This window comes from Rubrivirga sp. (assembly GCF_965213695.1).
Lineage (GTDB): Bacteria > Bacteroidota > Rhodothermia > Rhodothermales > Rubricoccaceae > Rubrivirga.
Genome location: NZ_OZ243912.1, coordinates 1,007,396 through 1,033,389, shown reverse-complemented (window position 1 = coordinate 1,033,389; position 25,994 = coordinate 1,007,396). Strand labels below are relative to the sequence as shown.

Genomic DNA, 25,994 nt, shown 5'->3' with positions numbered 1-25,994 from the left:
TGCGCGAGACCCTCCGCACCCGTTCCCGCTACCCGTAAAACTGGATCGGCTGGATCGAGAAGCAGAGCACGAAGATGACGATGCAGAGGACGCCCAGCGCCTTCCGCCCCGGCGTCAGCGGCTCCTCGACCAGGACCGGCGGGTGGTCGACGCGGATCACGACCAGGATCATGCCCACCCAAAAGAGCCAGCCCGTCCACCCGACCGACCCGGCGAGCCCGGGCAGCAGGACCACGAGGAACGCCGTGACGGCCGTCAGGAACGCGGTCGCCGAGCCGACCAGGAACCACTCGTCGCGGAGCAGCCACGCCAGCGCCGCCGCGTAGACGAGGGCCACGGCCGGCCACAGCGTCCACGCGGAGACGAACAGGCCCGGCGGCCGGCTCAGGTCGAGCGCGAGCCCGACGCCGCCCGAGAGCAGCAGGAGCAGCGTCGTCACGCGCGCCACGACGCGGTGGACGGCCGGCCCGAACAGGGCGTACACCACGTGCCCGCCGTCGAGCTGGCCGACGGGCAGCAGGTTGAGCGCGGTAAAGAACAGGCCCAGCCACCCCGCCAGCAGGACGGGGTAGTGGACCATCTCGTCGCCCGGGACCCGCACCCAGCCCAGGCTCCCGATCAGGTGGAACAGCGGCGTGTCGCCGAACACGAGCGCGCTCGTCGCCCCGCCGGCCTGGGCGACGTCGAACGCGGGGAAGCGGCCGAACGTCCGGAGGTACGTCACGACGTCCTGGTGGCCGCCGACGCCGAGCAGGTAGTCCGCCCCGGGCAGCGTGAGCACGGCGACGACCAGGACGGCCACGGCGACGACGAACCCCGCGAGCGGCCCGGCCGCGCCGATGTCGAACAGCTGGCGCGTCCGCCGGAGCGGCTCCTTGATCCGGATGACGGCGCCGAACGTGCCCAGCGTGCCGGGCAGCGGGATCGGGATGAAGTACGGGAGCGAGACGCGCGTCCGGCGCCACCGCGCCGCGAGGTAGTGCCCGAACTCGTGGACCGTCAGGAAGCCGAGGAACGGGACGGCGTAGAGGAACCCGTCTTCGAGGAACGCCCGGTCGGTCAGCAGCGACAGCAGCGCGACCACGTCCGACGTGCCCTCGGCGACCGGGGCCCAGAGCGCGCTCCGCCCGACGAGCAGCCCGCCGCACCACACGGCCGAGACGAGCGTGGCCACGAACAGGCCGACGTGGAGCCCGACGCGGTCGCCCTCGGGCGTCGGCGGCGCGTAGTCGGTGAGCACGCTGGACGTGCCGGGGGCGGGGGGACGGGGCTCCACGGGTCGGGGTCGGGGGCCGCGGCGTACGCGAGCCGCCCGAGCGAGTTCGGGCCCGCCAGGCTCGTGGGGACGAGGAAATGGGAAAAGAGGACGGGCCGAGGCGCGAGCGGTGAGGCGCGAACGGTGGCCCCCGCCCCTGCCTCGGTCCACCCCACGCCTTCCCTCTGCCCGTTCCCATGTCCCCGTTCCCCTTTCCTCCGAGCGGAGCGAGCCCTCAGCGCAGCGCGGCGACGCCCGCCTCGATCCGGTCGCACGCGGCCCTCAGCGTGTCGAGGTCCGTCGCGTACGAGATCCGCACGCCCGCATCAGACCCGAACGCCTCACCGGGCACGAGCGCCACGTCGTGCGCTTCGAGCAGGTAGGTGCACAGGTCGACGCTCCCCGTGATCTCGGCGCCGTCGGGCGTCCGCCGGCCGTAGAGCGCCGAGACGTCGGGGAACAGGTAGAACGCGCCCTGGGGCGTCGGGCAGGTCACGCCGTCGAGCGCGCGGAGCCGGGCCAGGACCGCGTCGCGCCGCTCGCGGAACGCGACCACCATCTCGTCGACGGGCTCCGGCCCCATCGTGAACGCGGCCAGCGCGGCGTACTGCGTGATCGACGACGGGCCGGACGTGAGCTGGCTCTGGATCTTGGCCGTCGCCCCGGACCACCAGCCCGGCGCGGCGAGGTAGCCCAGCCGCCAGCCCGTCATCGCGAACGCCTTCGAGAACCCGTTGACGGTGCACGTCCGCGGGCCCATCCCGTCGAGCGCGGCGAACGCCGCGAACGTCGCGTCGAACACGACGTGCTCGTAGATCTCGTCCGAGACCACGGCGACGTGGGGGTGCCGGCGCAGGACGGCCGCGAGCGCCTCGAGCTCGTCGGGCGAGTAGACGGCGCCGGTCGGGTTCGAGGGGCTGTTGAGGATGAGGACGCGCGTCCGCTCGGTGATGGCGTCGTCGAGCTGGTCCGGCGTCAGCTTGTAGTCGGCGGCGGCGGTGGCCTCGACGGCGACGGGCGTGGCGCCGGCGAGCCGGGCCATCTCGGGGTAGCTCACCCAGTACGGCGCCGGGACGAGCACCTCGTCGCCGGGCTGGCAGATGGCCAGGAGCGCCTGGGCAACCGACTGCTTGGCCCCGTTCGAGCACACGACGTCGGCGGCGGTCACGTCGAGCCCGTTCTCGTCGCGGAGCTTCCGGGCGATGGCCTCCCTCAGCTCGGGGATGCCGGGGTTCGGCGTGTAGCTGAACCGCTGGTCGCGGAGCGCTTGGTGCGCGGCCTCGACGATGGGCGCCGGCGTCGGGAAGTCGGGCTCGCCGGCCGAGAGCGCGATGACGTCGCGGCCCTCGCGTTGGAGCGCGGCGGCCCGGCCTGAGATGGCCAGCGTCGCCGACGGCTGCATCGCGGCGACGCGCGGGCTCAGGGTGTCGAGGGCGGGGACGGGGGTCGTCATGGCGGCGCGGGGGAGGCGACGGAAGGTAGGCCGGCCCCCGACCCCGGCGCGACGGGCCGGGCCGCCGGAAGCGCTTCTCTCCCCGCTACCGCCCCAGCCCGACCCCCACGCTGAGCCACGGGGCCACCAGGGGTGCCGGAGCCGTGGAGCCGTTGGCGTCCTGCCCGACGATGAGGCCGGCATCGACGGCGGCCCGGCCCGTCGTGACCCGGAAGCCGGCGCCGAGCGTGAGGTCGTAGTGGACCGGCTTTCGTTCGAGCCGCCCTTCGCCCGTACCGAACTCGTAGCCCACGACTTGGTCGGGGACCGCCGTCGCCTCCACGACCCACGTCCATCGTTCCGACGTCCGGACCTCCAACCCCCCGAAGGCGGCCGGGGCTGCGACCACGCTGAGCGACCGGCCCTGCTCCCCAACGCTGCCGCAGTTGATCCGTGGGTCCCGAAGGAACTGACACGGGCTCGCGCGCCGCTCGTAGTTCACCCGTCTGCCGACGCCTGCCGTCCCCGCCCACCGCCCGCGCTCGGCCGTGGCGACGGCGTACGGGACCGCGTGGACCGCGCCGTTCTGGAACGGGTTCGCCCGGGCCGTTACGCCGAGCGCGAGCGCCAGCCCAGGCCGGTCCCAGACGGTCAGCTTGGGCTCGACGAACACGATGCCCGCCAGCTCCGACGCTGGGACGGCCACGACGCCGGCCCCGACGCTCACGCCGGACCCGACGCCGACGGCCGCGGTCGGGACGAACACGTTGGTGACGCCGAGGCTCACCGTCCCGGCCGGGATGGGCCGGGCCGTCGGGGCCAGGAACAAACGGTGCGCGCCCTGGGCGGACGCTGGGACTGCGAGGACGACGAGGGCGAGGAGCCAGCGCATGGCGGTGCGGAGAAACCGGAGTCAGGATAGGCCGCGCGCCGGGCCGCGTCAGTCCCCATCGGCGCCCCCCGCCGGGCGCTCGGCGAGCGCCTCGACCACGACGGGCGGCACGAACGACGACACGTCGCCGCCCCACCGGTGGATCTCGCGGACGATCGACGCGGCCACGAACGTGTGGTCCTCGGCCGGCATCAGGAACACGGTCTGGAGCTCCGGGTGGAGCCGCCGGTTCGCCAGCGCCATCCGGAACTCGTAGTCGAAGTCGCTCACCTGGCGGAGCCCGCGCAAGAGGGCGGCGGCCCCGGTGGCCCGGGCGTGGTCCACCAGGAGCCCCTCGAAGGCCGTCACCGTGACGCGGTCGTGGGCGTCGAGGTCGGCCACGCACGCCTGCACCAGCCCGACGCGGTCCTCGGTCGAGAAGAGCGTCCGCTTCGAGGCGTTGACGGCAACGGTGACCTCGACCCGGTCGAACACCTTCAGCCCGCGCTCGAGCACGTCGAGGTGGCCGTAGGTGATGGGATCGAAGGTGCCGGGGTAGAGGGCGAGTCTCATGGGCAAGGGGCAGGGGGCAAGGGGCAAGATCGCCCGCGCCCCCGCCGCTCACGCCTCCTCCCCGAACACGCTCAGGACCGTCCGGCCGTAGCTCCGCGTCCAGACCGTGCCGGGCGTGCCGTCGAAGGCGTGGCGGGCGTCGTGCTCCAGGACGAACAGGCCGCCCGGCGCCAAGCGCGGACGCGCCAGCGTGGGCAGCGACGGAAGCTCGGCCAAGTCGTAGGGCGGATCGGCCAGGATGAGGTCGAACGGGCCGCCGGCGCGGGCGAGGTGGACGAGGGCGTCGGCCCGGACGGTGGCCACGCGGTCTCCGACGCCGAGCGCGTGGGCGTTGCGGCGGGCGAGGGCCAGCGTCGGCCCGTGGCGCTCGACGAGTGTCGCGTGGGCGGCCCCCCGGCTGACGGCCTCCAGCCCGAGCGCCCCGCTGCCGGCGAACAGGTCGAGCACGCGCGCGCCGCCGAAGTCAAGTCGCGACCCGAGCGCGCTGAACAGTGCCTCGCGGACGCGGTCCGTCGTCGGCCGGGTCCGGTCGCCCTTGGGCGCGTCGATGGGCCGCCGCGCGAGCGTGCCGCCGGTGATCCTCACGAGGCCGGAGGGCAAGGGTCAAGGGGCAAGAGGCAAGGGGGCCCCATCCCCCGCGCTCCGAGGCCTCGCCTCGTGCCCCACGCCCTGTCCCTCTTGCCCCCGCGCTCATGACGCGACGCTGCTCGCCGCGACCGACTCGCAAGCGCGGCCCTAGAGCGCCGCACCGAGGACCGGGGCGAAGGCGGCCAGCTCGCCCGCGTCGGCGTCGGGGCGGCGGCGGAACGGGCCGAACGGGTCGAGCCAGGCCGCCTCGGCGCCGACGAACTCGGCCGTCAGGTCGAGGCGGTCGTTTGTCGCGTCGTCGCCGTAGACCCAGAGGCGGTCGAGGGCGCCGGCCTCGGCGCCGGCCTGCTGGAGCGCGGCGAGCGCGAAGTAGGCCGTGTCGGCGGGCGCCGTGCTGGGCCCGTGCGTGCCGAAGAGGAACGTGCCGTCGTGGGCGACGGCCACCTCGGTGTGGCCCCGGAACGCCCCCACGACAAGCGCCAGGCCGGGCCCGGCGACGACCGCCGCGGCCCGCGTCGAGTCGGCGACGTCGTAGCCGCCGACGCCGAGGGCGTCGGCCAGGAGCGAGAGCCGGGCGTGGACGGGCTCGGCGACGTGGACCACGTGGACCCACTCGCGGTCGCCGCCGGCCGCCGGCTCGACGCGGACCGAGCGGGCCCGGACGCGGACGGCCTGGGTCGGGGCGAGGTCGGCCAGGAGCGCCGTCTCCTGGTGGATCTGGCCGAGCCGGGCCTCGGGCGCGAGCCCGACCGGCAGGCGCGAGAAGAACGACGTGGTCGCCGTCGGGTGCGCGGCGACCACCAGGGCCTCGGCGGCGGTCCCGCCGAGCCCGGCCGCGAGCGCCTCCGCGACGGCCTCGATCGCCTCCGGGTCGCCGGTCTCGAACACGGCCCGCTCGGCGTCGAGGTCGAAGTCGGCCGCGCCCAAGCGGCGGAGGGCCGGGCCGTCGGCGCTCGGGACGACCTCGGCGAACCGGAGCGTCCGTCCGCTGAGACCCGCGACGGCTGTCGTCATCGGTCTACTCCCAGGAGGCCGCGTTGCGGAGCGCCGGGTTCGGGTCGCGCGAGCCGATCGAGTCGGCCTCCGCGTCGGGGTCGGCGAGCCAGTAGATCTCGACGCCCGACGTGTCGCGGATGACCTCGTAGAGGAACCGGTTGCCGGTCCGGGGCGAGAGCGCGAGCGAGTCGGCGGCGGCCGGCCGGAGCCGCTCGTCGCCCTGCGACTGGGCCGCGAACACGGAGTCGTTGCGGGCGAACAGCACGAGCGAGTCGAGCGTGGACGGGTACGCCCCGACCGAGTCGCGGTACGAGATGAGCGCCGTCCGGACGTCCGACATCCGCTCGCGCGTCAGGTCGGTCTCGCGCTGGGCCGCCGCGGCGCGCTGGGCCGGGACCACGGTCACGTAGAACAGGACCACGGCCAAGCCGATGATGAGCAAGCCGAGGAGGGCACGGATCGCGAGGTCGGAGCCGCTGGCGCCAGTGGTGGCCATCAGGAGTCGGGGGTTGTCGAGAGAGGGGGGTGAGGCCGGTGCCGGCCGGCCGGGCAGGATACCCCCGGGCCCGGCGCATTGGCAAGATGAGGGTCCTGCGAGTGGAGGGACGGAGGGCGCCGCGCGCGATGAGCAGGGGAGCCCGCCCCGGGGCGGCCGGGACGGATGGGGCAGAAAGAGCGGCCGGGATGGAAGGGGCGGGGGGAGAGGAGGGCGGCCACCCCCTCCAGCTCTCCACCCCTTCACCCTCTCCACCCCCCCAGGGCGAGCGCATTCTCCAGTCCGCGAGCCAGAACGAGAGTGTGGGAGGAGGGAGTGTGGGGGGATGTCCACTTCCACACGCCCACACCCCCATCCTCCGAACCCGCCTCCGAGCCGCGAGCCGAGAATGCGCTCGCCCTGTCCACCCCCCCCCGTCCCTATCGACCTGAGGGTTCTGCGCTAGGTTGCTCGGCCCCGCCGCCCGTCCGCCCCGTGACCCGCCTCAGCGTCAACCTCAACAAGGCCGCCCTGATGCGGAACGCCCGGGGCGGCACGCGCCCCGACCTCGGTCGCCTGGGCCGGGCCGCCGTCGAGGCCGGGGCCGTCGGCCTGACGCTCCACCCGCGGCCCGACGGCCGCCACGCGCTCGCGTCGGACGTCGAGGCGCTCGCGGCGTGGCTCCCGGCGGCCGGGGCCGAGCTCAACGTCGAGGGCAACCCGTTCGAGGGGCCGGCCACGCACGGCGGCTACGCCTTCCCCGGGTTCATGGAGGTCCTCCGCCGGACGCGCCCGACCCAGGCCACGCTCGTCCCCGACGCCCCGGGCCAGCTCACGAGCGACCACGGGTGGGACCTCGACCGCGACCGCGACCGGCTGGCGCCGCTCGTCGCCGAGCTCCGCGACCTCGGCTGCCGCGTGAGCCTGTTCCTCGACCCCGACCCGGCCGCCGTCCGCGCCGCCGCCGCCCTCGGGGCCGACCGCGTCGAGCTGTACACCGGACCCTACTCCTGGGCCTGGGCCCGGGGCGACGCCGCCGCCGAGCTCGACCGCCACCGGGCCGCCGCCCACGCCGCCGCCGACGCCGGCCTGACCGTCAACGCGGGCCACGACCTCGACCTCGACAACCTCGGGCCGTACCTCCGCGCGGTCCCGGGCGTGGCCGAGGTCTCGATCGGGCAGGCCCTCCTGGCCGACGCCTTGGTGATGGGGCTCGGGCCCGCCGTCCGCGCCTACCTCGACGTGATCGCCGGGGCGTGACCGCACGGCCGCCGGGTCGCGCCGAGGCGCTACGAGCCGGAGCCACGCGGCGTGTGGACTGGGGGTGCCCGCAGGACGATCGGCATGCTCGGAAGAGAGGCTCCCTCTCCGCCTCTTGGGGGAGGGCCGCCAAGTTCTCGGACCTGTTCTCGATCCGCGGCCACACCAGACGAGTCATCCCCGCGCAGGCGGGAGGGATGCCCCCTCCGGCCGGGTCGATTCCACCCGTCGCGTTCCCGGTCTCGCCCTGGGACGCGGGAGACGGCGGCGGGACGAGGCGGAGCCAACGCGCCGTTTCCGTTCCATTTATCGAGGGAGTGGCGGGAGGATTTGGAAAGTGGAACGGGTCTGGCGAGGCGGCCCGGCCCGGTCCTCTTCCACCCATGCCCCAGACTCTGCTGGCCGTCGCGGCCCTCTTCTGCTTCGGCCTCCTCGCCTTCGGGAAGCAGCGCCACGAGCACGACGTCGCGCGGCACACGATCGCCATCGAGGCCGAGCTGGCCGCGGCCGACGTGGCCCGGGCCCGGATGGCGCGCGTCAGTCAGCTGGCGTTCGACGAGGAGGACGTCGTCGAGGACGTCGCCGGGCGGACCGGCATCCGCGTCGAGCCCTCCGACTCGCCCCTCGGCTCCGACGCGGGCGAGGCCGGGCCGGACACGTTCGACGACGTCGACGACTGGGACGACCACACGGCGGTCGAGGCGGTCCCGGTGGGGAGGGGCGAGCTCCAGTTCCGGGCGGCCGTCCGCGTCCGCTACGTCGAGGACCTCGCCCCGGAGACGCCGGCCGCCGGGCCGACGCTGACGAAGGAGATCGAGGTCTCCGTCGTCGAGACGTCCCCGCCGGCCGGGCGGGTCCCGGCCACGGCCACGCTCCGCCGCGTCGTGACGCCGGCCCGCGTCGACGCCCTCGCCCCCGACGCCCCGTGACGTTCCTCCTCGACAACCTGACGGCCGTCGTGGTGGGGACGGTCCTGATCGGCGCCCTGTTCGTGGTCCAGCAGCGGGCCCAGCAGAGCGCCGTCGAGGCGGTCCAGCAGGACCGCGCCCACGCCCACGCCAGCGGCCTCGCCACGACGATCGAGCGCGAGCTCGAGAACGCCCGGAGCCGGGCCGAGACCGAGGCCGCGTTCCAGCGCGGGCCCGGCGGGACGCCGCTCGGGGACAGCACGTACCGGTTCCGGCTCCGCCAAGAGACCGCCGCCGACGGGACCGTCTTCACGAGCCACCTCTCGTTCCCGACGCTCAGCGCGCCCGACTCGCTCGGCGTGTCGCCCGTCTACGTCGTGGCCTACCACGTCGAGGACACCGGCGCCCGGGCCCAGGTCGACGGCCGCGACCGATCGCTCTTGCGGGCGACCCGGTACGAGTTCGCCCGCGGTGGCCCCCTCCGAGAGACGGCCACCGTCGAGCGCCTCGTCGACTTCGACGTGACGGCCGTGGCGGCCGACGGGACCCCGACCTCGACGGCCGCCACGATGGCCCAGACGCCGCCGCACCTCCGCTTCGACCTCCGGTACGCGCCCGAGGTCGTCGCCCAGAAGACGAGTGACCAGGGCCGGGGCGAGGTGACGTCGACGCGGCACGCGCGGACGGTCCGGGTGCTCGCGGCCGGGGCCACCTCCGGGACGGCCCCGGTCGTGACCGCCACGCCCGGCGGGATCCCCCCGCTGCCCGGCGACGCCGGCTACGTCGCCAGCTTCACCCCGTAGGCCCCCCCACTCCGGCGGCCACGTTGGCCGCTCCCCCACCTCCGACCCTTACCGCTTCACCTTCCCATGGGACGCTACCTCCTCTTCATCGTGCTGGCCACCGTCGTCGGCGGGGCCATTTTGGCCCTCAACATGCGGGGCACGCTTTCGGAGACGCTCCGCCGCCACAACGAGGGCCAGGCGGACGTCCTGGCTCGGGAGATCGCCGAGGCCGGCCAGAGCGTGGCCCTCAGCGAGATGGCCGCCGGCGGCAGCTTCCGGGACCCGACGGTCCGCCTCGGCACCGAGCAGGACTACGAGGGCGGCCGGTTCCGGATCGAGTACGTGCCCGGCGCCACGGACCAGGAGGCCACGCTCCGCGTGACCGGGACCTACGGCGGCGCCGTCCACACGGTCGAGAGCGCCTACGCCTACGAGCCGCTCGACGCCCCGGGCCCGCTGTGGCTCGACGTCCCCTACGCGACCATGACGGCGTCCAACGGCGGCCGGATCGCCGACGCCCAGGGCGACCGCGACGTCCAGTTCGACCGCCGCAAGCACGACGCCCTCGAGCTCGAAGGGCTCCTGCCCCTCGACAACCTCACCAACGACCTCGGCGCGGCGGTCCAGGGCGCGAAGAGCCGCATGTCGATTCCCGAGACGGACGCCTGGGCGGGCCGTGGCAAGCTCCTCGACGGGCTCAACGTGGACGACGCCGAGGGCCTCTACCAGAAGGCCGTCGGCGCCATCGACCCGGCCGCGGGCGACCGGACGTTCGCGGGCGACTGGACCGTCGGCGGCCCGGGCACCGTCGCGGGGCTGCCGGCGTCGCTCCCGGTGGCCCGCGTCCCGCTCCTGGCCGCCCCGCTCGCCGCCGCGATGGCGACGGACGCATCGGGCGGCACGATGGCCAACGCCACCTTCGGGTCGGCCGCCGACGGGACCCAGATCACGTTCTTCGACGGGGACCTCACGGTCGCGGGGTCGCTCGCCGGTCACGGCGTCCTGCTGGTCGACGGCGCGCTCCGCGTCGAGCCCGACGCCCGCCTCACCTGGAACGGGATCGTCATCGTCCATGGGACCGACGCCACGCTCCCGGTCGAGCTCGACGGGGCCGTCACGGTCACCGGCATGCTGGTCGTCGTCCACGAGGCGTTCCCGCCGGGCGGCCACCTCGACGTCACGGTCTACCGCGCCCAGGCCGGCATGACGAGCAGCGCGCCTCAGGGCAACCGGTCGGAGCAAGCGAGGCCGTGGACCAAGGCCTACCCGTTTCACCAGCACACCCACGCCTTCGACATCACGCCGGCCTCGGCGCCGCGCGGGGACCACGTCTACTTCATGGAGAACGGGGGCGCCGGAAAGCACGAGTTCCAGACCCAGTTCCGGACCTACCTCCAGCGGTTCGGCGCCGAGCCGGTCTACCTCAGCTTCGCCAACGCCGACAACGACGGGTACGCCCGCGTCGTCGTGGACGTGGCCGGAACGGAGGGGACCGGCGGCCCGCTCCGCACGACGGTCCAGGGCGGCTTCGGCGACTTCGCCGCGGACGTGGGCGGCCGGCGGTCGAGGACGTTCCCGGCCAACGCCTTGCGCGCGTTCGACCTCGACGTCCTGAGCCTACGCGGGCTCAAGCAGGCGTTCGACAATGCGTCGTGCAGCAGCTGGCCGCTGTGCATCAGCCGAGACTGGAACCGCGAGGGCGCCCTCGCCTTCCGCGTCCACCGCGCGAGCGACCACGCCCGGCTCTACGAGGCCACGTTCTACTGGCACATGCGGGAGGACGAGCAGGCCCTCCACGAGAAGGAGGAGGCCGCGTGGCGCGACAAGATCCGCGGCGGCGAGGCCTTCGGGGCCCACCTCCGGCTGGGCCGCAACGTCCGCCTCACGTTCGACATCGGCGAGGTCGCCGAGCTCACGGAGCGGCTCGACTTCGACGGCGGCCGGGTGGTCCTCGTCTCGTCCACGTCGTCGCACGTGACGGCGGCCGAGACCCGGGCCGACGAGGCCGACGCGACGGCCTCGAACCCGGACCCGGACGGGAACGGCCTCGTGACGGTCTGCCACAAGCCGGGCAAGCAGAACAAACAGACGAAGACGCTCCATCTGCTCGATCTTCCCGACCACCTCGGCCACGGCGACACGGTCGGAGCCTGCGGCGGGTCGGGCGCGTCCGGCGGCTCGGGCCGGTCGGGTAGAGGCGGAGGATCGGGTGCGTCCGGCGACTCGGGCTCGTCTGGTGAGTCGGGCAGGTCCGCCGGGCGTGGCCAAGCGACTCGGAGATAACCTCGCCCAGCGAGGCCCGTCCGCGCGGGCGGGCCGGGGCCGGCCGGTTGCACACCGGCCGGCCCGCTGAGTCGCCATCCCCCTCCCCGCTCTTGAGACCCGCCCCCCACTCCGTAACGGTCCGGCTCGACCTGGCCCAGGCCGTCGACGCCCTGGTGGGCCTCATGGTCGGAGCCGCCGTGCTCACCGTCTTCTTCGACGTGTGGCTCCACCTCGGGGGCGGGCTGGCGTCGGCGGACCTCGCGGCCCTGTTCGACGCAACCAGCGAGCGCGGCCTGGGCTCATGGCTGTCGGTGACGCAGACGGTGCTCGTCGCGCTGACGCTCTGGGGCGTCGTGGCCGTCGTCCGCCAGTCCGGCGGAGCACGGCGGCGCGTGCTGGGGTGGGCCGTCTTGGCCGTGTTCTTCTCGTACCTCGCGTTCGACGACGGGACGCGGCTCCACGAGCGCGTGGGGTCGGCGTTCGGGGCGTCCGGGGCGAGCGAGACCGGGCTGGGCGCGGCGTTCCCGAGCTACTACTGGCAGCTCGTGTTCGGGCCGGTGTTCGCCGGCGTCGGCCTGTTCATGGCCGCGTTCCTGTGGCGCGAGCTCCGAACCGCCCGCTTGCGCGGGCTCGTCGGCGTCGCGTTCGGGCTGATGGCCGTCGCCGTCGGGCTCGACTTTGTCGATGGGCTGGGGGACGGCCACCCATGGGACCTGTACGGACGGCTCGGTGCCCGTCCCGACCTCGCGTCGGCGTCGGAGGTGGTGTTCGGGATGAGCGGACCGGACGCCGTCGTCCACCTGTCCCGGGCTGTGGAGGAGAGCGTGGAGATGGCCGCCATGACGCTGCTCTGGGCCGTGTTCCTGACGCACCTCGGCGCGCTCGCGGGCGGCGTCCGTGTCGTGTGGTCGCCCGTCGACCCGCGGGCCGCGAGACGAGCCCGGTCGGCGAGCTCGGACCGCGAGCCGGTGCCTCAGCCCGACGTGTCGGCCGAGCCGGTCGGCGCCTGAGCGCCCACAGAACGGGACCGGGCGACCGGGCGTTCGCCTGGCCCGCCCTCCCCTCTCGCATGGAGCCCGACCCGACCGCCGACACGCCCGACCACCCCAGCGGCGACGCCCCGGCGACCTACGCCCCGCCGACGCCCGAGCCCGAGCCGGCCGAGCCGCGCGGCCACCAGAGCGGCTACGTCGCCATCGTCGGCGCGCCGAACGTGGGGAAGTCGACGCTGCTCAACCGCTGGCTCGGGACCAAGCTGTCGATCGTGTCGCCGCGGCCGTCGACCACGCGGAACCGGGTGCTCGGCATCCTGACGGCCGAGCCGGGCGAGAGCCCGGCGCACCCGGCCGGCTACCAGCTGGTGCTCTTGGACACGCCCGGCGTGGTCCGCCCGAAGTACCGGCTCCACCAGCACATGATGCGCGACGTCGACCGCTCGCTCGGCGACGCCGACGTGACGGTCTTCCTCGCCGACGCGACCGAGGCCCGACTGACGCACGACGCCCAGAACGCGGCCGAGCGGGTCCAGACCGCGCGCGGGCCCGTCCTGCTCGCGCTGAACAAAGTCGACAAGCTGGGCCTGGTCGACCAAGCGCTGCCGCTCGTCGAGCTCTACACCGAGGCGTTGGGCCGGGCGCCCGACGCCGTCGTCCCGGTGTCGGCGCGCGAGGGGACGGGGACGGACACGCTCCTGGAGCTCGTGCTCGACCGGGTCCCCGAGGGCCCGCCGTACTACCCGGCGGACCAGCTCTCGGAGCACCCGGAGCGGTTCTTCATCTCGGAGATCGTCCGCGAGGCCGTGTTCCACCAGTTCCGCGACGAGGTCCCGTACGCGACCCAGGTGGTCGTGGTGACCTACGAGGAGCGGGCCGAGGGCAAGGACTTCGTGGCGTGCGACATCGTCGTCGAGCGGGACTCGCAGAAGGCGATCCTGATCGGGAAGGGCGGCGCGGCGCTCAAGCGGCTGGGGCGGGCGGCGCGCGAGGAGATGGAAGCGTTCTTGGGACGCGGCATCTTTTTGCAGCTGTTCGTCAAGACGCGGGCGGACTGGCGGGACAAGGAGGGCCACTTGCGCGAGTACGGGTTCGGCCGCTGAGACGGAGGCGGCGGGCGGCGACGTCGGCGCTCCCAGGCTACGCCCCCAGGGCTGGCCGGACGACGCCGTCGGCCTCGACGCCGGGCGGATCTCCCCGTCGTCGCGTCGATCCGAAACGGAGACGGCGGCCGGCCGAGCGCCCGGCCACCGGCGCTCTCGGCCCTAGTCCCGGGCTGTAGCCTTTTTTCCAGCCGGCGGCCCCCTCGTCCTTCACGGTCCCTTAGCTTTGGGCCGGCGGTTTGCAGGAGGTGGGGGGGTCCCGCCTCGTGTCGCCCGCCATGCGTTTCCACCTTCTCCCCCCTGCCATGCCCCGCAGCCTCCTCGCCGCGGCGCTCCTCGTCGCGACGCCGGTCCTCGGCGCCCACGCCCAGACGGCACGGACAGACACGGCGCCTGCGCGCCCGGCCCAGGCCCTCGAGGCCCCCGCCGACGCGCGCCTCCCCGTGTCCGCCCTCGCCGACTCGCCCTCCGACGCCGAGCTCGCCCGCCGCCTCGCCCAGTTCTACGCCCGCCAGGCCGACCTCTTGCAGGCCGACGCCGACGGCGACCAAGCCCGCTACACGGTCCAGCTCGACGACCTGGTGGCCGACGTCCAGGCCGCCGCGCTCCGGCCGGGCGCGCTCACCGACCCCCGCTTCCGCGAGCTGTTCGGGTCGGTCATGACCGAGTACGAGCGGTACTACGACCGGACGCTCGTCGACCGCGGCGACGTCTACGCCATCCGCGCGGCCGGCACGCGCGCCATCGAGCGCGGGTTCGACGAGGGCGCCCCGCTCCTGGAGCACGTCACGCTCCCCGACATCGGGACGTTCGCGACGACGGTCCCGATGGACGTCAACCCGAAGGTCGAGCGGTACCTCCAGTTCCTGCTCAACCGGCCGAGCCACGTCCAGCGGCTCCGCAGCCGCGCCGACACGTACTTCCCGATGGTCGAGCGCGTGCTCGCCGAGGAGGGCGTGCCTGACGAGATGAAGTACCTCGCGATGGTCGAGAGCGCCCTGAACCCGGTCGCCCGGAGCCACATGGCCGCGGCCGGCATGTGGCAGTTCATCTCGGCGACGGGCCGGGCCTACGGGCTCCGCGCCGAGCGCGAGATCGACGACCGCCTCGACCCCGAGGCCTCGACGCGCGCGGCGGCCCGTCACCTGCGCGACCTCTACGACCGGTTCGGCGACTGGCACCTCGCCCTTGCCGGCTACAACTGCAACCCGGCCGTGATCGCCCGGGGCGTCCGCCGGTTCGAGGAGCGGACGGGCCAGCGGGCCACGTTCTGGGACATCGACCACGTGATCCCGAGCGAGACCCGGGCCTACGTCCCGATGTTCATCGCGACGGCGCTCATCCTGTCCAACCCCGACGCCTACGGGTTCCCGGCCCACGAGCCGGGCCCGGCCTACGTGTTCGACCGGATCCCGGCCGAGGGCGGGACGCGGCTCCGCGACGTGGCCCGGATGATCGGGACCGACGAGGCCGTGCTCACCGCGCTCAACCCGTCGCTGCGGCAGGGCCGCGTGCCGGACGTCCGCGTGCCCCACATGCTCCGGCTCCCGGCCGGGAGCTACGCCGAGCACGCTGAGGCGCTCGACCGGCTGGCTCCGCCGGAGGCCCGCGACGAGCGGTTCGCTGCCGGGACGGTCCACTTCGGCCCGCGGGCCGTCCGCCCGCTGGCGCCGCAGGAGCACGGCGAGGCCGTCGCGATGCTCGCCGCCCGCCGCGACCTCCGCCGGTCGCTCCAGCCCCGGCCGCGCGTCGTCCGCGACGCGCCGGTGCCGGCCTACGCCGCCGCCGCCCCGGCCACCGTCGCCGACGCGGAGGCCCGGTACGCCGAGGACCGTCGGGCGGAGGACGCTCGGCCGGAGGCCGCCCCGCGTCCCGCCTTCGTCGCCCGGACCGAGCCGACGCCCGAGCGCTCGGAGCCCGAGCTGGTGGCCGACCTGGAGATCGACACGCCCGAGGCCGCCCCGCCGACTACGCCCGCCGGCTACACGCCTCCGGCGCCGGCCGCACCCAGCTCGGCGCCCCCGGTCCGCACGGTCAGCACGGCCTCCGCTCGGCCGACGACGCACGTCGTCCAGCGCGGCGAGTACCTCACCCAGATCGCTCGGGAGTACGGGATGTCGCTCCAGGACATCCGCGCGCTCAACCCGGGCCTCGGCGACCACCTCCGGGTCGGGCAACGGGTCCGCGTGAGCGGGACGCCGGCGGCCCCGGTCGCCGCTCCGACCCGCCCGGCCGCCCCGGCGCGGCCGACGACCCACCGGGTCCGCTCGGGCGAGCACCTCACGGGGATCGCCCAGCGCTACGGCGTCACGGTCCGCCAGCTCCGCGAGTGGAACGACCTCGACTCCGACGTCATCCGGGTCGGCCAGCGGCTCCGGGTCACCGCGCGCGGCTCGCGCGGGTAGTTGCTTCCGATCTGTCTCGGCCGTCGCGCGCCGCTCCTCCAGGGGCGGCGCGCGTCTTTTGTGGACCCCACGGCCTCGCCCCAGCGGGCACGGCACGCCGTGCCCCTACGCCTCGCCCCAGGTGCCGACGAGCCCGAGCAGCTTCCGCTTGGCCACCGGCACCAGCGTCGCCTCGACCGGCAGGTCGACCTCGGCCTCGAGGCGGAACGCGGCGGGGGCCGCCAGGTCCGGGGCCGCCTCGGCGAGCGCCGCCTTCCAGGCGGCCGGAGACGCCAGCGGGTCCAGCCGGGCGTCGAGGCGGGACGTGCGGAGCGCCCGGTACCGGCCGTCGGGCCCGGACAGGGGCGAGACCTGGTACCGGAGCACCCGCATCGCGTCGGCGTCGCGGACGAGCAGGAACCCCTCGTCGCGGTACGCCGGCACCAGCCCCACGGCGCGGAGCGCGGCCCGCTCGGCGGCGAACTCGTAGAGCGCCCGGCCCTCTCCGATCGCGGCCTCGACGTGGGGCAGCGCCCACCGCGCCAGCCCGACGGCCAGCGGCGCCTCGGGCCCGCTGCGGACCAGCCGCCCGGCCTCCCAATCGACGTCGACCACGGCGCCCGCGCGGCCCTCGACCGAGTCGGCCCCGGCGACGAGCGCCGACAGCCCTCGGTGGAGCCCCACCAGGTCGCCGAGCCAGGGCGAGATCCGGTTCGAGCGGAAGGCGGAGCGGGTCTCGGACAGGCCGGCCAGGATGCGGTAGCGGGCGGCCTCGGGGTCGGAGGCGGCGTCGAACAGGCGGAGCGAGAGGGCGGGCATGGGCGTGGGGGGACAACCGTTCACCCATTCTTTGCAACAACCGGACCATCCGGCCAGTCCGTTCGGCGTGCCCTCCGGCCCCGGTTCCTCCGCCAAGGTCGGGGGCGGATGGCCCCCTCCCGGTCGGTCCTAGCTTCCGTTTCGGCCGGGCCGTGCGCCCCGGGTCCCGAACCCTCGGATGCCCTCGGCGCGTTCGTCCCTGCCTGTCCCCCGGCACCGCCGGCTCCCCAACCCGATCTCCCCCACATGGACAAGCTCGTCATCCAAGGCGGCGGCGCCCTCCAGGGCACCCTGCACGTCGGCGGTTCGAAGAACACCGCGCTCCCGCTCATGGCCGCGGCCGTGCTCGCCGACGGCGTGACCACGATCCACAACATCCCCGTTCTGAAAGACGTCGCCACGTTCTCGAACGTGATCCGCGTGACGGGCTGCACCGTGGACTGGGCGCCCGACGACGACCCGGACACGCCGGAGACCATCACCATCGACGCCTCCAACATCCACCACTTCGAGGCGCCGTACGACCTGGTGAAGCAGATGCGGGCGTCGTTCTACATGCTGGGCGCCCTCCTCGGGCGCGGCGGCAAGGCGCGCGTGTCGCTCCCCGGCGGGTGCGCCTGGGGCCCGCGCCCCGTCGACCTCCACATCAAGGGGATGGAGGCCCTCGGCGCCCGGGTCCGCGAGGAGGGCGGCTACGTGATCGCCGAAGCTCCGGGCGGTCGCCTCGACGGCGGGCGGATGCGGTTCGAGCCCGTCAGCGTCGGCGCGACGATCAACGTGCTGCTGGCGGCCGTGACGGCGCGGGGCGAGTCGGTGCTGGAGAACTGCGCGGCCGAGCCGGACGTGGTCGTCTTCGGCGAGATGCTCCAGGCGATGGGCGCCCAGATCGACGGGCTCGGGACCGACACGATCACGGTCCAGGGCGTCGAGAAGATGAGCCCGGTCACGTTCACGAACTGCCCCGACCGGATCGAGCTCGGCACCTACATGATCGCGGCGGCGCTCGCGACCCCGCCCGGCGAGACGTTCCGGATCACCGGCGCCCAGCCCGAGCACCTCGGGCCCGACTTCACCGAGCGCTTCCGGGAGACCGGCGTCCCGGTCCGGTTCGACGGCGACGTGGTCGAGGTCGAGGGCGTCGAGTCGATCCGCCCGGTCTCCATCGAGACGGCCCCGTTCCCCGGCTTCGCGACCGACCTCCAGGCCCAGTGGACCGTCCTGATGACCCAGGCCGACGGCCCCTCGACGGTCCGCGACACGGTCTACACGGACCGGTTCAAGCACGTCCCCGAGCTCCGCCGCCTGGGCGCCGACCTCCGGGTCGAGGGCGACACGGTCCACGTCGGCGGCAAGGGCGAGCGGCCGATGTCCGGCGCGACGGTCATGAGCACGGACTTGCGCGCGAGCGTGTCCCTCGTGCTGGCCGGGATGGTGGCCCAAGGCGAGACCGACGTGCTCCGGGTGTACCACCTCGACCGCGGCTACGAGCGGCTCGAAGGGAAGCTCCAGCGGGCCGGCATCGACGTCGTGAGGGAGACGTACGACGAGGCCCACGCCGAGGGCGTCGCGGCGTAAGCCGGTGCACGGGGCCTTACCTCGCGTCGCGCGCCGGTCCGCCCGTCCTTGGCGGGTCCGCTCCCCGCTGCCGTGCGCCTCCTCCTCTCCGGCGTCCTTGTTCTCACCGCCGTCCCGGCTCTGGGCCAGCCGGTCGCGGCGCTGCCTCCGGCCGCCAGCGTCGATGCTTCGCTCCGAGCCGAACTCGACCTTGACGACGCGGGCCTCCTGGTCGCAGCGGACTGGGAGGCCCCGCCCGTCCTCTACTGGGCCGGCGTCGCCGTCGACGTAGGCGTGCTCGTCGGCGGGGCCTACGTCCTCGTCCAGAGCGCCCGCCTACTGGCGGCGGCCGACGACGGGCCGTGGCCCGGCCAGCTGCCGGCCGTCCTATTCGGGTCGATGGGCGTCGTCATCGGCGTGACGACCGTCGGCTTCGCAGTCTACGACCTCGTCCGCGTCTTGCGTGGGGACGACCCCGCCCTCGCCCGGCTTTTCGACCCGACGCGCCCGTTGCCGGGGGGAGGCCCGCGCTTCCCACCTCCCCCCCGGCCGCCCTACTGAGACGCCGCCAGTGCCCGGGGATCGGGCACGACGGTGTCGAGCACGCGGGCCGACGACAGGACGCCCGGCATCCCCACGCCCGGGTGCGTTCTTGCCCCGACCGCTACGAGGGCGAACCCGCCTCGTACACCGGTACGACGTCGCCGAGGTGACGGCTCAGGATGGGGCTCAGGTACTTGCGGGACACCAAGTCCACGTCGCGCCCCAGGATCTCTTCGAGGGCCGCTTGGAGACCGAGCAGACCGTCGAGTGTGGCCGCGTCCGCGTCGAACTCGTAGAGCAAGTCGAGGTCGCTTTCCGGGCCCAGGCTCGCCCGAGCCCCGGAGCCGAACAGCGCCAGCGACCGCAGCCCGAGCGCGCGCAACGTGGTGTCGTGGGGACGGAGGGCCTCAGCGATTTGGGCAGCCGGGGTCATGGCAGCGTGGCGAGCAAGTGCGCGATTCGGTCGTGCAGAACCGGCACGTCGGCCGTCACGACGTCCCAGATGACGTCGTAGTCAACGGCCCAGTACACGTGGGCGACGACGTTGCGGAGCGCTCGGATCTTGCGCCACGGGACGGCGGGGTGAGCGTCTTTGAATGCGTCGTCCAGCCGGGCGACCGCTTCGCCAATGATCTCCAGGCTCCGCTCGAACGCGAGGATCAGGGTCTTGTCTCCAAGAAAATCGTCCTTCGTGAGCCCCGCCGACGCGCTCGAAAGGTAGCCCGTCTGCTCGTGGATGTGCTCCAGGTAGAACCGGGGCGTCTTCATGGATCTGGCCGGAGACCGCCGCAAGGTATCGTGTTCGGAGGCCAGCTCCCTCAACCAGTCGGCCGCACGGGCACTCAACTCACCGCCGCCTTGGGGTCCGGCACGACGGTGTCGAGCACGCGGGCCGACGACAGGACGCCCGGCATCCCCGCGCCCGGGTGCGTCCCCGCGCCGACGAGGTAGAGCCCGTCCACGTCCTCGCTGGCGTTGTGGGGGCGGAAGAGGGCGCTCTGGAGCAGCTGCGGCTCGAGCGAGAACGCGGCGCCCTTGACCGAGAGGTAGTCGTCGAGGAAACCCTGCGGCGTCAGCGTCAGGCTGGCCGTGAGGTGATCGCCGAGGTTCGGCAAGACCGTCTCGGCGAGGTAGTCCTCGATCCGCTGGCGGTAGCGCTCGGTCTCTTGCGACCAGTCCGTGCCGGAGTCGAGGTGGGGGACCGGCGACAGGACGTAGAACGTGTCGTGGCCCGGGGGCGCCATCGCCGGGTCCGTCGCCGTGGGGCGGTGGAGGTAGAGCGAGAAGTCGTCGGCGAGCACCTTTCGGTGGAAAATGTCGTCCAGGAGCGCCTTGTAGCGCGAGCCGAGCAGGATCGTGTGGTGGGCGACGTCGTCGTAGGTCCGGTCCGTCCCGAAGTACCACACGAACAAGCTCATCGAGTGCTTCGAGCGCGCCAGCTTGTCGTCGGTCCACGTCGTCCGGTGCTGGGGGGCGACGAGCGTCTGGTAGGTCCACGCCGCGTCCGCGTTCGAGACCACCACGTCGGCCGCGAGCGTCTCGCCGGTCTCCAGGCGGATGCCGGTCGCGCGGGGCCGGCCACCGCTGGCGTCGACGGTGATCTCCCGGACCGTCTCCCCCATCCGCACCTCGCCGCCGAGCCGCCCGATCAGCGCCGCCAGCTCGCGGACGATGGCGCCGGTCCCGCCCATCGCGTACCACACGCCCCAGTGCCGTTCGAGGAACGCGATGAGGGCGTAGATCGACGTCGTCGAGAACGGGTTGCCGCCGACCAAGAGCGGGTGGAAGCTGAACACCTGGCGCAGCCGCCGGTCTTTGATGTACTTCGAGACCAAGCCGTAGACGCTCCGGTGGCTCTCGAGTGCGACCATCGACGGGACGATCCGGGCCATGTGGGCCGCCTTGTCGAACGGGACGTGGCCGAGCTCCAAGAAGCCGGTCTCGAAGATGGCCTCGCTCTTGTCGAGGAAGCGCCGGTAGCCGTCCACGTCGGCCGGGTTGAACCGGGCGATCTCGCGCTCCATCGCCTCCCCATCGCCGGTGTAGTCGAAGACGGCGCCGTCGTCGAAGCGGATGCGGTAGAACGGGGTCGTCGGGACGAACTCGACGTGGTCCTCGCGCGACTCACCCGCGAGCGCCCACAGCTCGTCGAACAGGAACGGCGCCGTGATGAGCGTCGGGCCCATGTCGAACACGTACTCGCCGCCGTCGGGCCCCGGGACGCGCGCGACGCGGGCCCGCCCGCCGGGCTGGTCGAGCCGGTCGACGACGGTCACGCGGTAGCCCCGCGTGAGCAGGCGGACGGCGGCGGCGAGCCCCCCGAAGCCAGCGCCGATGACGACGGCGTGCGGCGCGTCGGGGCCGGCCGCGACGGGCGGGCCCTCCGTCCGGAGGCGGGCGTCGGGACGGGCGGCGAGGCGGCGGATCCAGGACACGGGGCGGGGGCCCGCAGGGCGGGGCCGGCTGGGTCGGCGGTCTACCCGACCCCCTCGGCGCCGTTCCGACCGGTGAGCGCGCGGCGGTCAGGAGTTTCCCCGCGCGTCTGCGCTGAGCGCACAGTTTTTTCGGAGCGGAGACACGAACCGGGAGCCGATCCCGTTCTCAGGCCGCTACCTCCTGCGGTTGTGTGTGTCGCAGGACGCCGGTCGGGGCGCCTCCTTTGGGGGGCGCCCCGATCTCATTTCCGGGCCCCGGGCGCGGGCACCACGGCCGGCCCGCCGACGTTGAGAGACCCGCGCCCCGGCCGCCGATGGAGCGGTCGCCTCAGCCCGCGGATTCGTTCTTCCCCTGACCCGATTTCCCCCCATGTCCGACGTCAAGCGCAAGACCTCCGTCGCGCTCCTGGTCGCCGCCGCCGTGCTCGGCGGCATCGTGTTCGTCACCTCGGCCGCCAACCTCGCCGGCCTCTCGAGCCTGTTCGGCCAGGCCGACGCCCAGACGACCGTCGTCGATGAGGGCGCCGTCGCCACGGCCGAGGACCTCGGCCAGGCGTTCTCGTCGGTCGCCGAGGCCGTCAACCCGGCCGTCGTCCAGATCCAGTCGACGCGCGTGCTCGCCCAAGGCGGCAACGACCCGTTCTCCCAGTTCGGCCTGCCGTCGCCCTACGGCGGCGACGGGACCCAGAGCGGGCTCGGCAGCGGCGCGTTCGTCTCGGCCGACGGCTACATCGTGACCAACAACCACGTCATCGAGGACGCCGACGAGCTGGTCGTGTCCCTGTTCGACGGGCGCGAGCTCGAAGCCGAGGTCGTCGGGGCCGACCCGTTCTCGGACCTGGCCGTGCTCAAGGTGGACGGCGACGACTTCACGGCGCTCTCCTTCGGCGACTCCGACGCGCTCCGCGTCGGGCAGTGGGTGCTCGCGTTCGGGAGCCCGCTCTCGGCCGACCTCTCCAACACGGTGACCTCAGGCATCGTGTCGAGCCTGGGCCGGTTCTCGGGCGCCCCGGACCCGCGCGGGCGGGCGACGATCTCGAACTACATCCAGACCGACGCCGCCGTCAACCCGGGCAACTCGGGCGGGCCGCTCGTCAACCTGCGCGGCGAGATCGTCGGGATCAACTCGGCCATCGCCACGCGGACGGGCACGTACAACGGGATCTCGTTCGCCGTCCCCTCGAACATCGTCCGGTCCACGGTCGAGCAGATCATGGACTCGGGCGTCGTCGAGCGCGGCTACCTCGGCATCTCGTTCAGCGAGGCCTCGCCGGCGCTCCGCCGCCGGTACGGGGTCGGCCCGGGCGCGGCCTACATCGCCGACATCGCGCCCGACGCGAGCGGCAACACGCCCGCTGCCGACGCGGGCCTGCGCCGCGACGACCTCATCACGGCCATCGACGGCGTGACGCTGACCGACAACCGCCAGATCGTGTCCATCATCTCGACCAAGCGCCCTGGCGACACCGTCGAGATCACCTACAACCGCGGCGGCGACGAGCGGACGACGACGGTCACGCTGGGCCGACGGCCCGGCGACGACCAGATCAGCCAGGGCCCGAACCGGCGCCAGGCCCCGTCGGCCGCGGAGCCGGTCGAGCCGGCGTCGGTCGAGATGCTCGGGCTCACGCTCGAGACGGTCACGCCCCGGCTCGCCCGCCAGCTCGGCGAGGGCGTCTCGGGCGTCGCCGTCACCGACGTGGACCGGTCGAGCGAGGCCTACCGCGACGCCAACCTCCGCCCGGGCATGATCATCACCGAGGTCGAGCGCGAGCCGGTCGCCTCGGTCGCCGAGTTCAAAGCGGCCGTGGCCAAGGTCGACGCCGGCGACTCGTTCTTGGTCCGCGTCCAGGCCGGGGCCAGCTCGTTCCTGACGGCGCTGACGAAGTAGGGGCCCCGTCCGATCTCCCCGTCCAACCGCGGGGCGTGCCGACCGGGCGCGCCCCGCGTTTTTTTCGAGTCGGAGGTTCAACCAGGGCCGACCGTCCCCTTTCGGGCCTGGACGGAGTGGAGCGGTTGGGAGCACGGGAGCCCTCACCCCACACTCCCTCCGAGTTGGACATCAGCCCGCGTCGCGGAGCGCGGCCCGGAGGTCGAGGCCGGCACGGAAGGCGTCGGGCGACGGGGTCTGACCGCGCGCCAGCAGCCGGTGGAACGCCGCCGCCGCCGGGTCCCGCCCGACCGCCGCCAGCGCGCGGACGGCCCCGCCCTCGACGTAGGCCGCCACGAAGTCGCGGTCGTCGAGCGAGCCGTCGACGATCACCTCGTCCCAGTCCTCGACGTGTCCGACGTAGCGCAAGCTGACGCCGAACTGGCCGGTCCAGAAAAACGGGACGCGGTCGAAGTTGGCCGGCGTCAGCGTCGGGTCGCCCTCGGCCAGCATGTTGTGGGCGGCGGCCCGGCCGTGCTGCTGCGCCAGCCGCCAGTGCTCGATGCGGACGGGCTGGCCGAGCCGCGCCTCGGGGAAGACGGCGACGTCGCCGGCCGCGAACAGGCCGGGCGCGGCGCGGAGGTGCGTGTCGACCGTGACTCCGCCGTCGTCGCGGCGGAACGCCTCGCCCTCTAGAAAGTCCGTCGCCGGCGTCACGCCGACGCCGAGCAGGACGACGTCGGCCTCGACGGCGGCGTCGGCCAGGACCACGCGCAGGCGGCGCGGCGAGTTCGTGTCGGGATCGGAGTGGACGGTCTCGATGCGCTCGATGTCGGCGCCCAGGCGGAACGCGACGCCCTTCGCGTGGGCCGCGTCCTGGAACACGCGCCCCACCTCGGCACCCAAGACGTCCTCGAACGGGACGGACTCCCGGCCGATGACGGTCACGTCGAGCCCGCGCCCGACCAGCGACGACGCGGCCTCCATCCCGATAAACGACGCGCCGACGATGGCGACGGCCGCCGCGCCCTCGACGCGGTCGATGAGGGCCTGGGCATCGTGCCACGAGCGGAGCAGGAGCACGCCGTCAAGATCCGCGCCCTTGACGGGCAGGCGACGGGGGGCCCCGCCCGTCGCGACGAGCGCGACGTCGTACGTCACGGGGTCGCCTTGGTCGAAGGTGACGGTCCGGTCGTCGGGGTCGAGGCCGGTGACGGTCCGGTCGGTCCAGACCTCGATCCCGTGGCTCTCGTAGAACGCGCCGTCGCGCAGGCGGAGCGCGCCGTCGCCGGTCGAGCCGCCGAGGTAGCCCTTCGAGAGGGCGGTCCGGTCGTAGGGCGGGCGCGTCTCTTTCGTGGCCATCACGAGCCGTCCGCGGTAGCCCTCGGTCCGGAGCGCCTCGGCGCACGCCTCGGCCGCCGCGCCAGCCCCGACGAGCAGGAACAGTCGGTCGTCGGCGTCGGCATCGACGTCGGCCATGGGCGGCGTCGCGCCGTCGCTCTCGTGGTAGGGGGCGCCCTTGCCGTGCACGTCGGCGTCGTCGGGCACGCGGACGAGCACGTCGTCGCCGTCGACGCGGACCTCGAACGTGCGCAGGGCGTCGGGCGCGGGCGGCTCGCACAGGGCGCCGGAGGCCACGTCGAACACGGCGTGGTGCCACGGGCAGACGACGGTCGTCCCGTCGAGCACGCCGGTCGCCAGCGGGGCGCCGTAGTGGGTGCAGAAGGCGGTGCAGGCGTGGAACGTGCCGTCGACGCGCGAGAGGAGCACGTCGGTGCCGTCGGCCTGGACCTGCCGCATCTCGCCGTCGGCGAGGTCGGCCGTCGAGGCGACGCGGACGAAGTCGGGCATGGGATCGGGGAGCGAGGGGCGGGCGTCACGAGCGGCGCGGTGTGGGGTTCCGGCCGCCGGGCGCCCCTGTCCTGCCGCTACCTTCCGTCCCCGTCGCCCTCGCCATGCCGTCCGACAACCTGTCCCGCCCCGGCGGAGTCCGCGCCCTCATCGACCGGATCGCCTCCGCCCTCGGACCCGAGGCCACGCCCGAGCGCGTCGAGCGCGTGGCCCGGGCCGTCCTCGACGCCCGGCCGTCCGGCGAGGCGGGCCGTGCTCCCGGTCCGCTCCCCCCTCCGGCCTCCGGTGCTCCCGGCCCCGCCGAGGGCGCCGCCCGCGTCGTCGTGACGGCTTACGGCCAGGACCGGCCGGGCGTGCTGGCGGCGATCACGGCCGAGCTCTCGGCCTCGGGCGCCAACATCCTGGACGTGTCGCAGAAGGTGCTCCAGGGCTACTTCACCGTCGTGCTGGTCGCCGACCTCGCCGCCGACGCCGACCTCGGAGCCGTCCGCGACGCGCTCGTCGCCCGGGGCGAGGCGATGGGCACTCGGGTGCTCCTCCAGCACGAGGAGCTGTTCCAGGCGATGCACCGGCCATGAGTGGGGAGGGATATGGGATGCGGGATGAGGAGGGATGGGCAGAGCCGCCCGACGGCTCCTTCATCGGCGAGCCCGGCATCCGCAGCTTTGAGGATCTCCGCGTCTGGCAAGAGGGGATCGGGCTCTGCGAGTCGGTATACAGCTTGACCCGGTCGTTCCCGGAGGACGAGCGGTTCGGGCTGACGAGCCAGCTCCGCCGGGCCGCCGTCTCCGTCCCCTCCAACATCGCGGAGGGATGGGGCCGCGGCTCGCGGGCCGAATACGCCCGGTTCCTCAAGGTCGCCCGAGGCTCTCTGTACGAAGTCCGCACCCAGCTCATCGTGGCCGAGCGCGTCCACCTGTGCCCGGCGGACACCACCGCTCCGGTGCTCCGCCAGGCCGACCAGGTCCGCCGAATGCTCCATGGCCTCATTCGATCACTCGGCTCGCAGGGCTGACCCCGCGTTCCCCTCTCGCC

Annotated in this window: 24 protein-coding genes; 12 read left to right on the top strand and 12 right to left on the bottom strand. The window is 74.0% G+C overall.

Going from position 1 to position 25,994, the window contains the following annotated elements:
- Positions 1–28: 28 nt before the first annotated feature.
- From ACOOHE_RS04565 to ACOOHE_RS04535, 7 genes are all read right to left on the bottom strand, one after another.
- Complete coding sequence (locus ACOOHE_RS04565) at positions 29–1,276, bottom strand: site-2 protease family protein (protein ID WP_420456618.1); 1,248 nt, start codon at positions 1,274–1,276, stop codon at positions 29–31.
- 214 nt (positions 1,277–1,490) lie between these two features.
- Positions 1,491–2,708 (bottom strand): pyridoxal phosphate-dependent aminotransferase, encoded by a 1,218-nt coding sequence (locus tag ACOOHE_RS04560; RefSeq protein WP_420456617.1) that lies wholly within the window; start codon positions 2,706–2,708, stop codon positions 1,491–1,493.
- A gap of 85 nt (positions 2,709–2,793) precedes the next feature.
- On the bottom strand, positions 2,794–3,579 hold the full coding sequence (locus tag ACOOHE_RS04555) for a hypothetical protein (RefSeq protein ID WP_420456616.1): 786 nt from the start codon (positions 3,577–3,579) through the stop codon (positions 2,794–2,796).
- A gap of 48 nt (positions 3,580–3,627) precedes the next feature.
- Entirely contained in the window at positions 3,628–4,131 is a 504-nt protein-coding gene (coaD, locus tag ACOOHE_RS04550) for a pantetheine-phosphate adenylyltransferase (protein WP_420456615.1), read from the bottom strand.
- Between the two features lie 48 nt (positions 4,132–4,179).
- Positions 4,180–4,731 carry a 16S rRNA (guanine(966)-N(2))-methyltransferase RsmD gene (gene rsmD / locus ACOOHE_RS04545; protein ID WP_420456614.1) on the bottom strand — a complete coding sequence of 184 codons (552 nt, stop codon included), beginning with the start codon at positions 4,729–4,731 and terminating at the stop codon, positions 4,180–4,182.
- Positions 4,732–4,866: 135 nt separating this feature from the next.
- Positions 4,867–5,733, bottom strand: a complete 867-nt coding sequence (locus tag ACOOHE_RS04540; RefSeq protein ID WP_420456613.1) for a hypothetical protein — start codon at positions 5,731–5,733, stop codon at positions 4,867–4,869.
- 4 nt (positions 5,734–5,737) lie between these two features.
- Positions 5,738–6,211, bottom strand: coding sequence for a hypothetical protein (locus ACOOHE_RS04535; protein ID WP_420456612.1), 474 nt, complete (start codon positions 6,209–6,211; stop codon positions 5,738–5,740).
- A 474-nt stretch (positions 6,212–6,685) separates the two neighbouring features.
- Between ACOOHE_RS04535 and ACOOHE_RS04530 the strand changes: the two genes are divergently transcribed.
- The 7 genes from ACOOHE_RS04530 to ACOOHE_RS04500 all read left to right on the top strand — a co-directional run bounded on the left by ACOOHE_RS04530 (position 6,686) and on the right by ACOOHE_RS04500 (position 15,908).
- Complete coding sequence (locus tag ACOOHE_RS04530; protein ID WP_420456611.1) at positions 6,686–7,450, top strand: pyridoxine 5'-phosphate synthase; 765 nt, start codon at positions 6,686–6,688, stop codon at positions 7,448–7,450.
- Positions 7,451–7,833: 383 nt separating this feature from the next.
- Positions 7,834–8,379 carry a hypothetical protein gene (locus ACOOHE_RS04525; RefSeq protein WP_420456610.1) on the top strand — a complete coding sequence of 182 codons (546 nt, stop codon included), beginning with the start codon at positions 7,834–7,836 and terminating at the stop codon, positions 8,377–8,379.
- Positions 8,376–9,161 carry a hypothetical protein gene (locus ACOOHE_RS04520; RefSeq protein ID WP_420456609.1) on the top strand — a complete coding sequence of 262 codons (786 nt, stop codon included), beginning with the start codon at positions 8,376–8,378 and terminating at the stop codon, positions 9,159–9,161. Before ACOOHE_RS04525 ends, ACOOHE_RS04520 begins: the two co-directional genes overlap by 4 nt.
- 66 nt (positions 9,162–9,227) lie before the next feature.
- Entirely contained in the window at positions 9,228–11,426 is a 2,199-nt protein-coding gene (locus ACOOHE_RS04515) for a hypothetical protein (protein ID WP_420456608.1), read from the top strand.
- Between the two features lie 92 nt (positions 11,427–11,518).
- Complete coding sequence (locus tag ACOOHE_RS04510) at positions 11,519–12,418, top strand: hypothetical protein (protein ID WP_420456607.1); 900 nt, start codon at positions 11,519–11,521, stop codon at positions 12,416–12,418.
- Between the two features lie 59 nt (positions 12,419–12,477).
- The gene (gene era / locus ACOOHE_RS04505; protein ID WP_420456606.1) at positions 12,478–13,503 is read left to right on the top strand and encodes a GTPase Era; all 1,026 of its coding nucleotides are present in this window, start codon (positions 12,478–12,480) and stop codon (positions 13,501–13,503) included.
- 305 nt (positions 13,504–13,808) lie between these two features.
- Positions 13,809–15,908, top strand: a complete 2,100-nt coding sequence (locus ACOOHE_RS04500; RefSeq protein WP_420456605.1) for a LysM peptidoglycan-binding domain-containing protein — start codon at positions 13,809–13,811, stop codon at positions 15,906–15,908.
- Positions 15,909–16,013: 105 nt separating this feature from the next.
- On the opposite strand, the gene ACOOHE_RS04495 is transcribed toward ACOOHE_RS04500, so the two are convergent.
- Positions 16,014–16,706, bottom strand: coding sequence for a hypothetical protein (locus tag ACOOHE_RS04495; RefSeq protein WP_420456604.1), 693 nt, complete (start codon positions 16,704–16,706; stop codon positions 16,014–16,016).
- 246 nt (positions 16,707–16,952) lie between these two features.
- Here ACOOHE_RS04495 and murA point away from each other — a divergent pair, with 246 nt between their 5' ends.
- Entirely contained in the window at positions 16,953–18,281 is a 1,329-nt protein-coding gene (murA, locus tag ACOOHE_RS04490) for a UDP-N-acetylglucosamine 1-carboxyvinyltransferase (protein WP_420456603.1), read from the top strand.
- A gap of 72 nt (positions 18,282–18,353) precedes the next feature.
- On the top strand, positions 18,354–18,821 hold the full coding sequence (locus tag ACOOHE_RS04485; protein ID WP_420456602.1) for a hypothetical protein: 468 nt from the start codon (positions 18,354–18,356) through the stop codon (positions 18,819–18,821).
- Positions 18,822–18,924: 103 nt separating this feature from the next.
- Here the strand turns inward: ACOOHE_RS04485 and ACOOHE_RS04480 are convergent, their stop codons facing one another.
- The 3 genes from ACOOHE_RS04480 to crtI form a co-directional block, all read right to left on the bottom strand.
- Positions 18,925–19,236, bottom strand: coding sequence for a nucleotidyltransferase family protein (locus tag ACOOHE_RS04480; protein ID WP_420456601.1), 312 nt, complete (start codon positions 19,234–19,236; stop codon positions 18,925–18,927).
- Positions 19,233–19,571, bottom strand: a complete 339-nt coding sequence (locus tag ACOOHE_RS04475; RefSeq protein ID WP_420456600.1) for a DUF86 domain-containing protein — start codon at positions 19,569–19,571, stop codon at positions 19,233–19,235. The genes ACOOHE_RS04480 and ACOOHE_RS04475 overlap by 4 nt, the downstream gene beginning before the upstream one ends.
- 74 nt (positions 19,572–19,645) lie before the next feature.
- Positions 19,646–21,238 (bottom strand): phytoene desaturase family protein, encoded by a 1,593-nt coding sequence (gene crtI / locus ACOOHE_RS04470; RefSeq protein ID WP_420456599.1) that lies wholly within the window; start codon positions 21,236–21,238, stop codon positions 19,646–19,648.
- A 370-nt stretch (positions 21,239–21,608) separates the two neighbouring features.
- Here crtI and ACOOHE_RS04465 point away from each other — a divergent pair, with 370 nt between their 5' ends.
- Complete coding sequence (locus ACOOHE_RS04465) at positions 21,609–23,129, top strand: trypsin-like peptidase domain-containing protein (RefSeq protein ID WP_420456598.1); 1,521 nt, start codon at positions 21,609–21,611, stop codon at positions 23,127–23,129.
- 171 nt (positions 23,130–23,300) lie between these two features.
- Here the strand turns inward: ACOOHE_RS04465 and ACOOHE_RS04460 are convergent, their stop codons facing one another.
- Positions 23,301–24,959, bottom strand: a complete 1,659-nt coding sequence (locus tag ACOOHE_RS04460; protein ID WP_420456597.1) for an FAD-dependent oxidoreductase — start codon at positions 24,957–24,959, stop codon at positions 23,301–23,303.
- A 104-nt stretch (positions 24,960–25,063) separates the two neighbouring features.
- Here ACOOHE_RS04460 and ACOOHE_RS04455 point away from each other — a divergent pair, with 104 nt between their 5' ends.
- Together ACOOHE_RS04455 and ACOOHE_RS04450 are read left to right on the top strand one after the other, a co-directional pair.
- Positions 25,064–25,537 (top strand): ACT domain-containing protein, encoded by a 474-nt coding sequence (locus ACOOHE_RS04455; protein WP_420456596.1) that lies wholly within the window; start codon positions 25,064–25,066, stop codon positions 25,535–25,537.
- The gene (locus ACOOHE_RS04450) at positions 25,534–25,974 is read left to right on the top strand and encodes a four helix bundle protein (protein WP_420456595.1); all 441 of its coding nucleotides are present in this window, start codon (positions 25,534–25,536) and stop codon (positions 25,972–25,974) included. The genes ACOOHE_RS04455 and ACOOHE_RS04450 overlap by 4 nt, the downstream gene beginning before the upstream one ends.
- Positions 25,975–25,994 lie beyond the last annotated feature (20 nt).

What these genes read in the sequence shown, in the direction of transcription:
- ACOOHE_RS04555 (WP_420456616.1), bottom strand. Translation starts at nt 3,579, where the DNA reads ATGCGCTGGCTCCTCGCCCTCGTCGTCCTCGCAGTCCCAGCGTCCGCC.
- ACOOHE_RS04525 (WP_420456610.1), top strand. Translation starts at nt 7,834, where the DNA reads ATGCCCCAGACTCTGCTGGCCGTCGCGGCCCTCTTCTGCTTCGGCCTC.
- murA (WP_420456603.1), top strand. Translation starts at nt 16,953, where the DNA reads ATGGACAAGCTCGTCATCCAAGGCGGCGGCGCCCTCCAGGGCACCCTG.
- coaD (WP_420456615.1), bottom strand. Translation starts at nt 4,131, where the DNA reads ATGAGACTCGCCCTCTACCCCGGCACCTTCGATCCCATCACCTACGGC.
- ACOOHE_RS04460 (WP_420456597.1), bottom strand. Translation starts at nt 24,959, where the DNA reads ATGCCCGACTTCGTCCGCGTCGCCTCGACGGCCGACCTCGCCGACGGC.
- ACOOHE_RS04475 (WP_420456600.1), bottom strand. Translation starts at nt 19,571, where the DNA reads ATGAAGACGCCCCGGTTCTACCTGGAGCACATCCACGAGCAGACGGGC.
- ACOOHE_RS04535 (WP_420456612.1), bottom strand. Translation starts at nt 6,211, where the DNA reads ATGGCCACCACTGGCGCCAGCGGCTCCGACCTCGCGATCCGTGCCCTC.
- ACOOHE_RS04480 (WP_420456601.1), bottom strand. Translation starts at nt 19,236, where the DNA reads ATGACCCCGGCTGCCCAAATCGCTGAGGCCCTCCGTCCCCACGACACC.
- ACOOHE_RS04455 (WP_420456596.1), top strand. Translation starts at nt 25,064, where the DNA reads ATGCCGTCCGACAACCTGTCCCGCCCCGGCGGAGTCCGCGCCCTCATC.
- ACOOHE_RS04500 (WP_420456605.1), top strand. Translation starts at nt 13,809, where the DNA reads ATGCCCCGCAGCCTCCTCGCCGCGGCGCTCCTCGTCGCGACGCCGGTC.
- ACOOHE_RS04495 (WP_420456604.1), bottom strand. Translation starts at nt 16,706, where the DNA reads ATGCCCGCCCTCTCGCTCCGCCTGTTCGACGCCGCCTCCGACCCCGAG.
- ACOOHE_RS04515 (WP_420456608.1), top strand. Translation starts at nt 9,228, where the DNA reads ATGGGACGCTACCTCCTCTTCATCGTGCTGGCCACCGTCGTCGGCGGG.
- ACOOHE_RS04450 (WP_420456595.1), top strand. Translation starts at nt 25,534, where the DNA reads ATGAGTGGGGAGGGATATGGGATGCGGGATGAGGAGGGATGGGCAGAG.
- era (WP_420456606.1), top strand. Translation starts at nt 12,478, where the DNA reads ATGGAGCCCGACCCGACCGCCGACACGCCCGACCACCCCAGCGGCGAC.
- ACOOHE_RS04540 (WP_420456613.1), bottom strand. Translation starts at nt 5,733, where the DNA reads ATGACGACAGCCGTCGCGGGTCTCAGCGGACGGACGCTCCGGTTCGCC.
- ACOOHE_RS04465 (WP_420456598.1), top strand. Translation starts at nt 21,609, where the DNA reads ATGTCCGACGTCAAGCGCAAGACCTCCGTCGCGCTCCTGGTCGCCGCC.
- ACOOHE_RS04560 (WP_420456617.1), bottom strand. Translation starts at nt 2,708, where the DNA reads ATGACGACCCCCGTCCCCGCCCTCGACACCCTGAGCCCGCGCGTCGCC.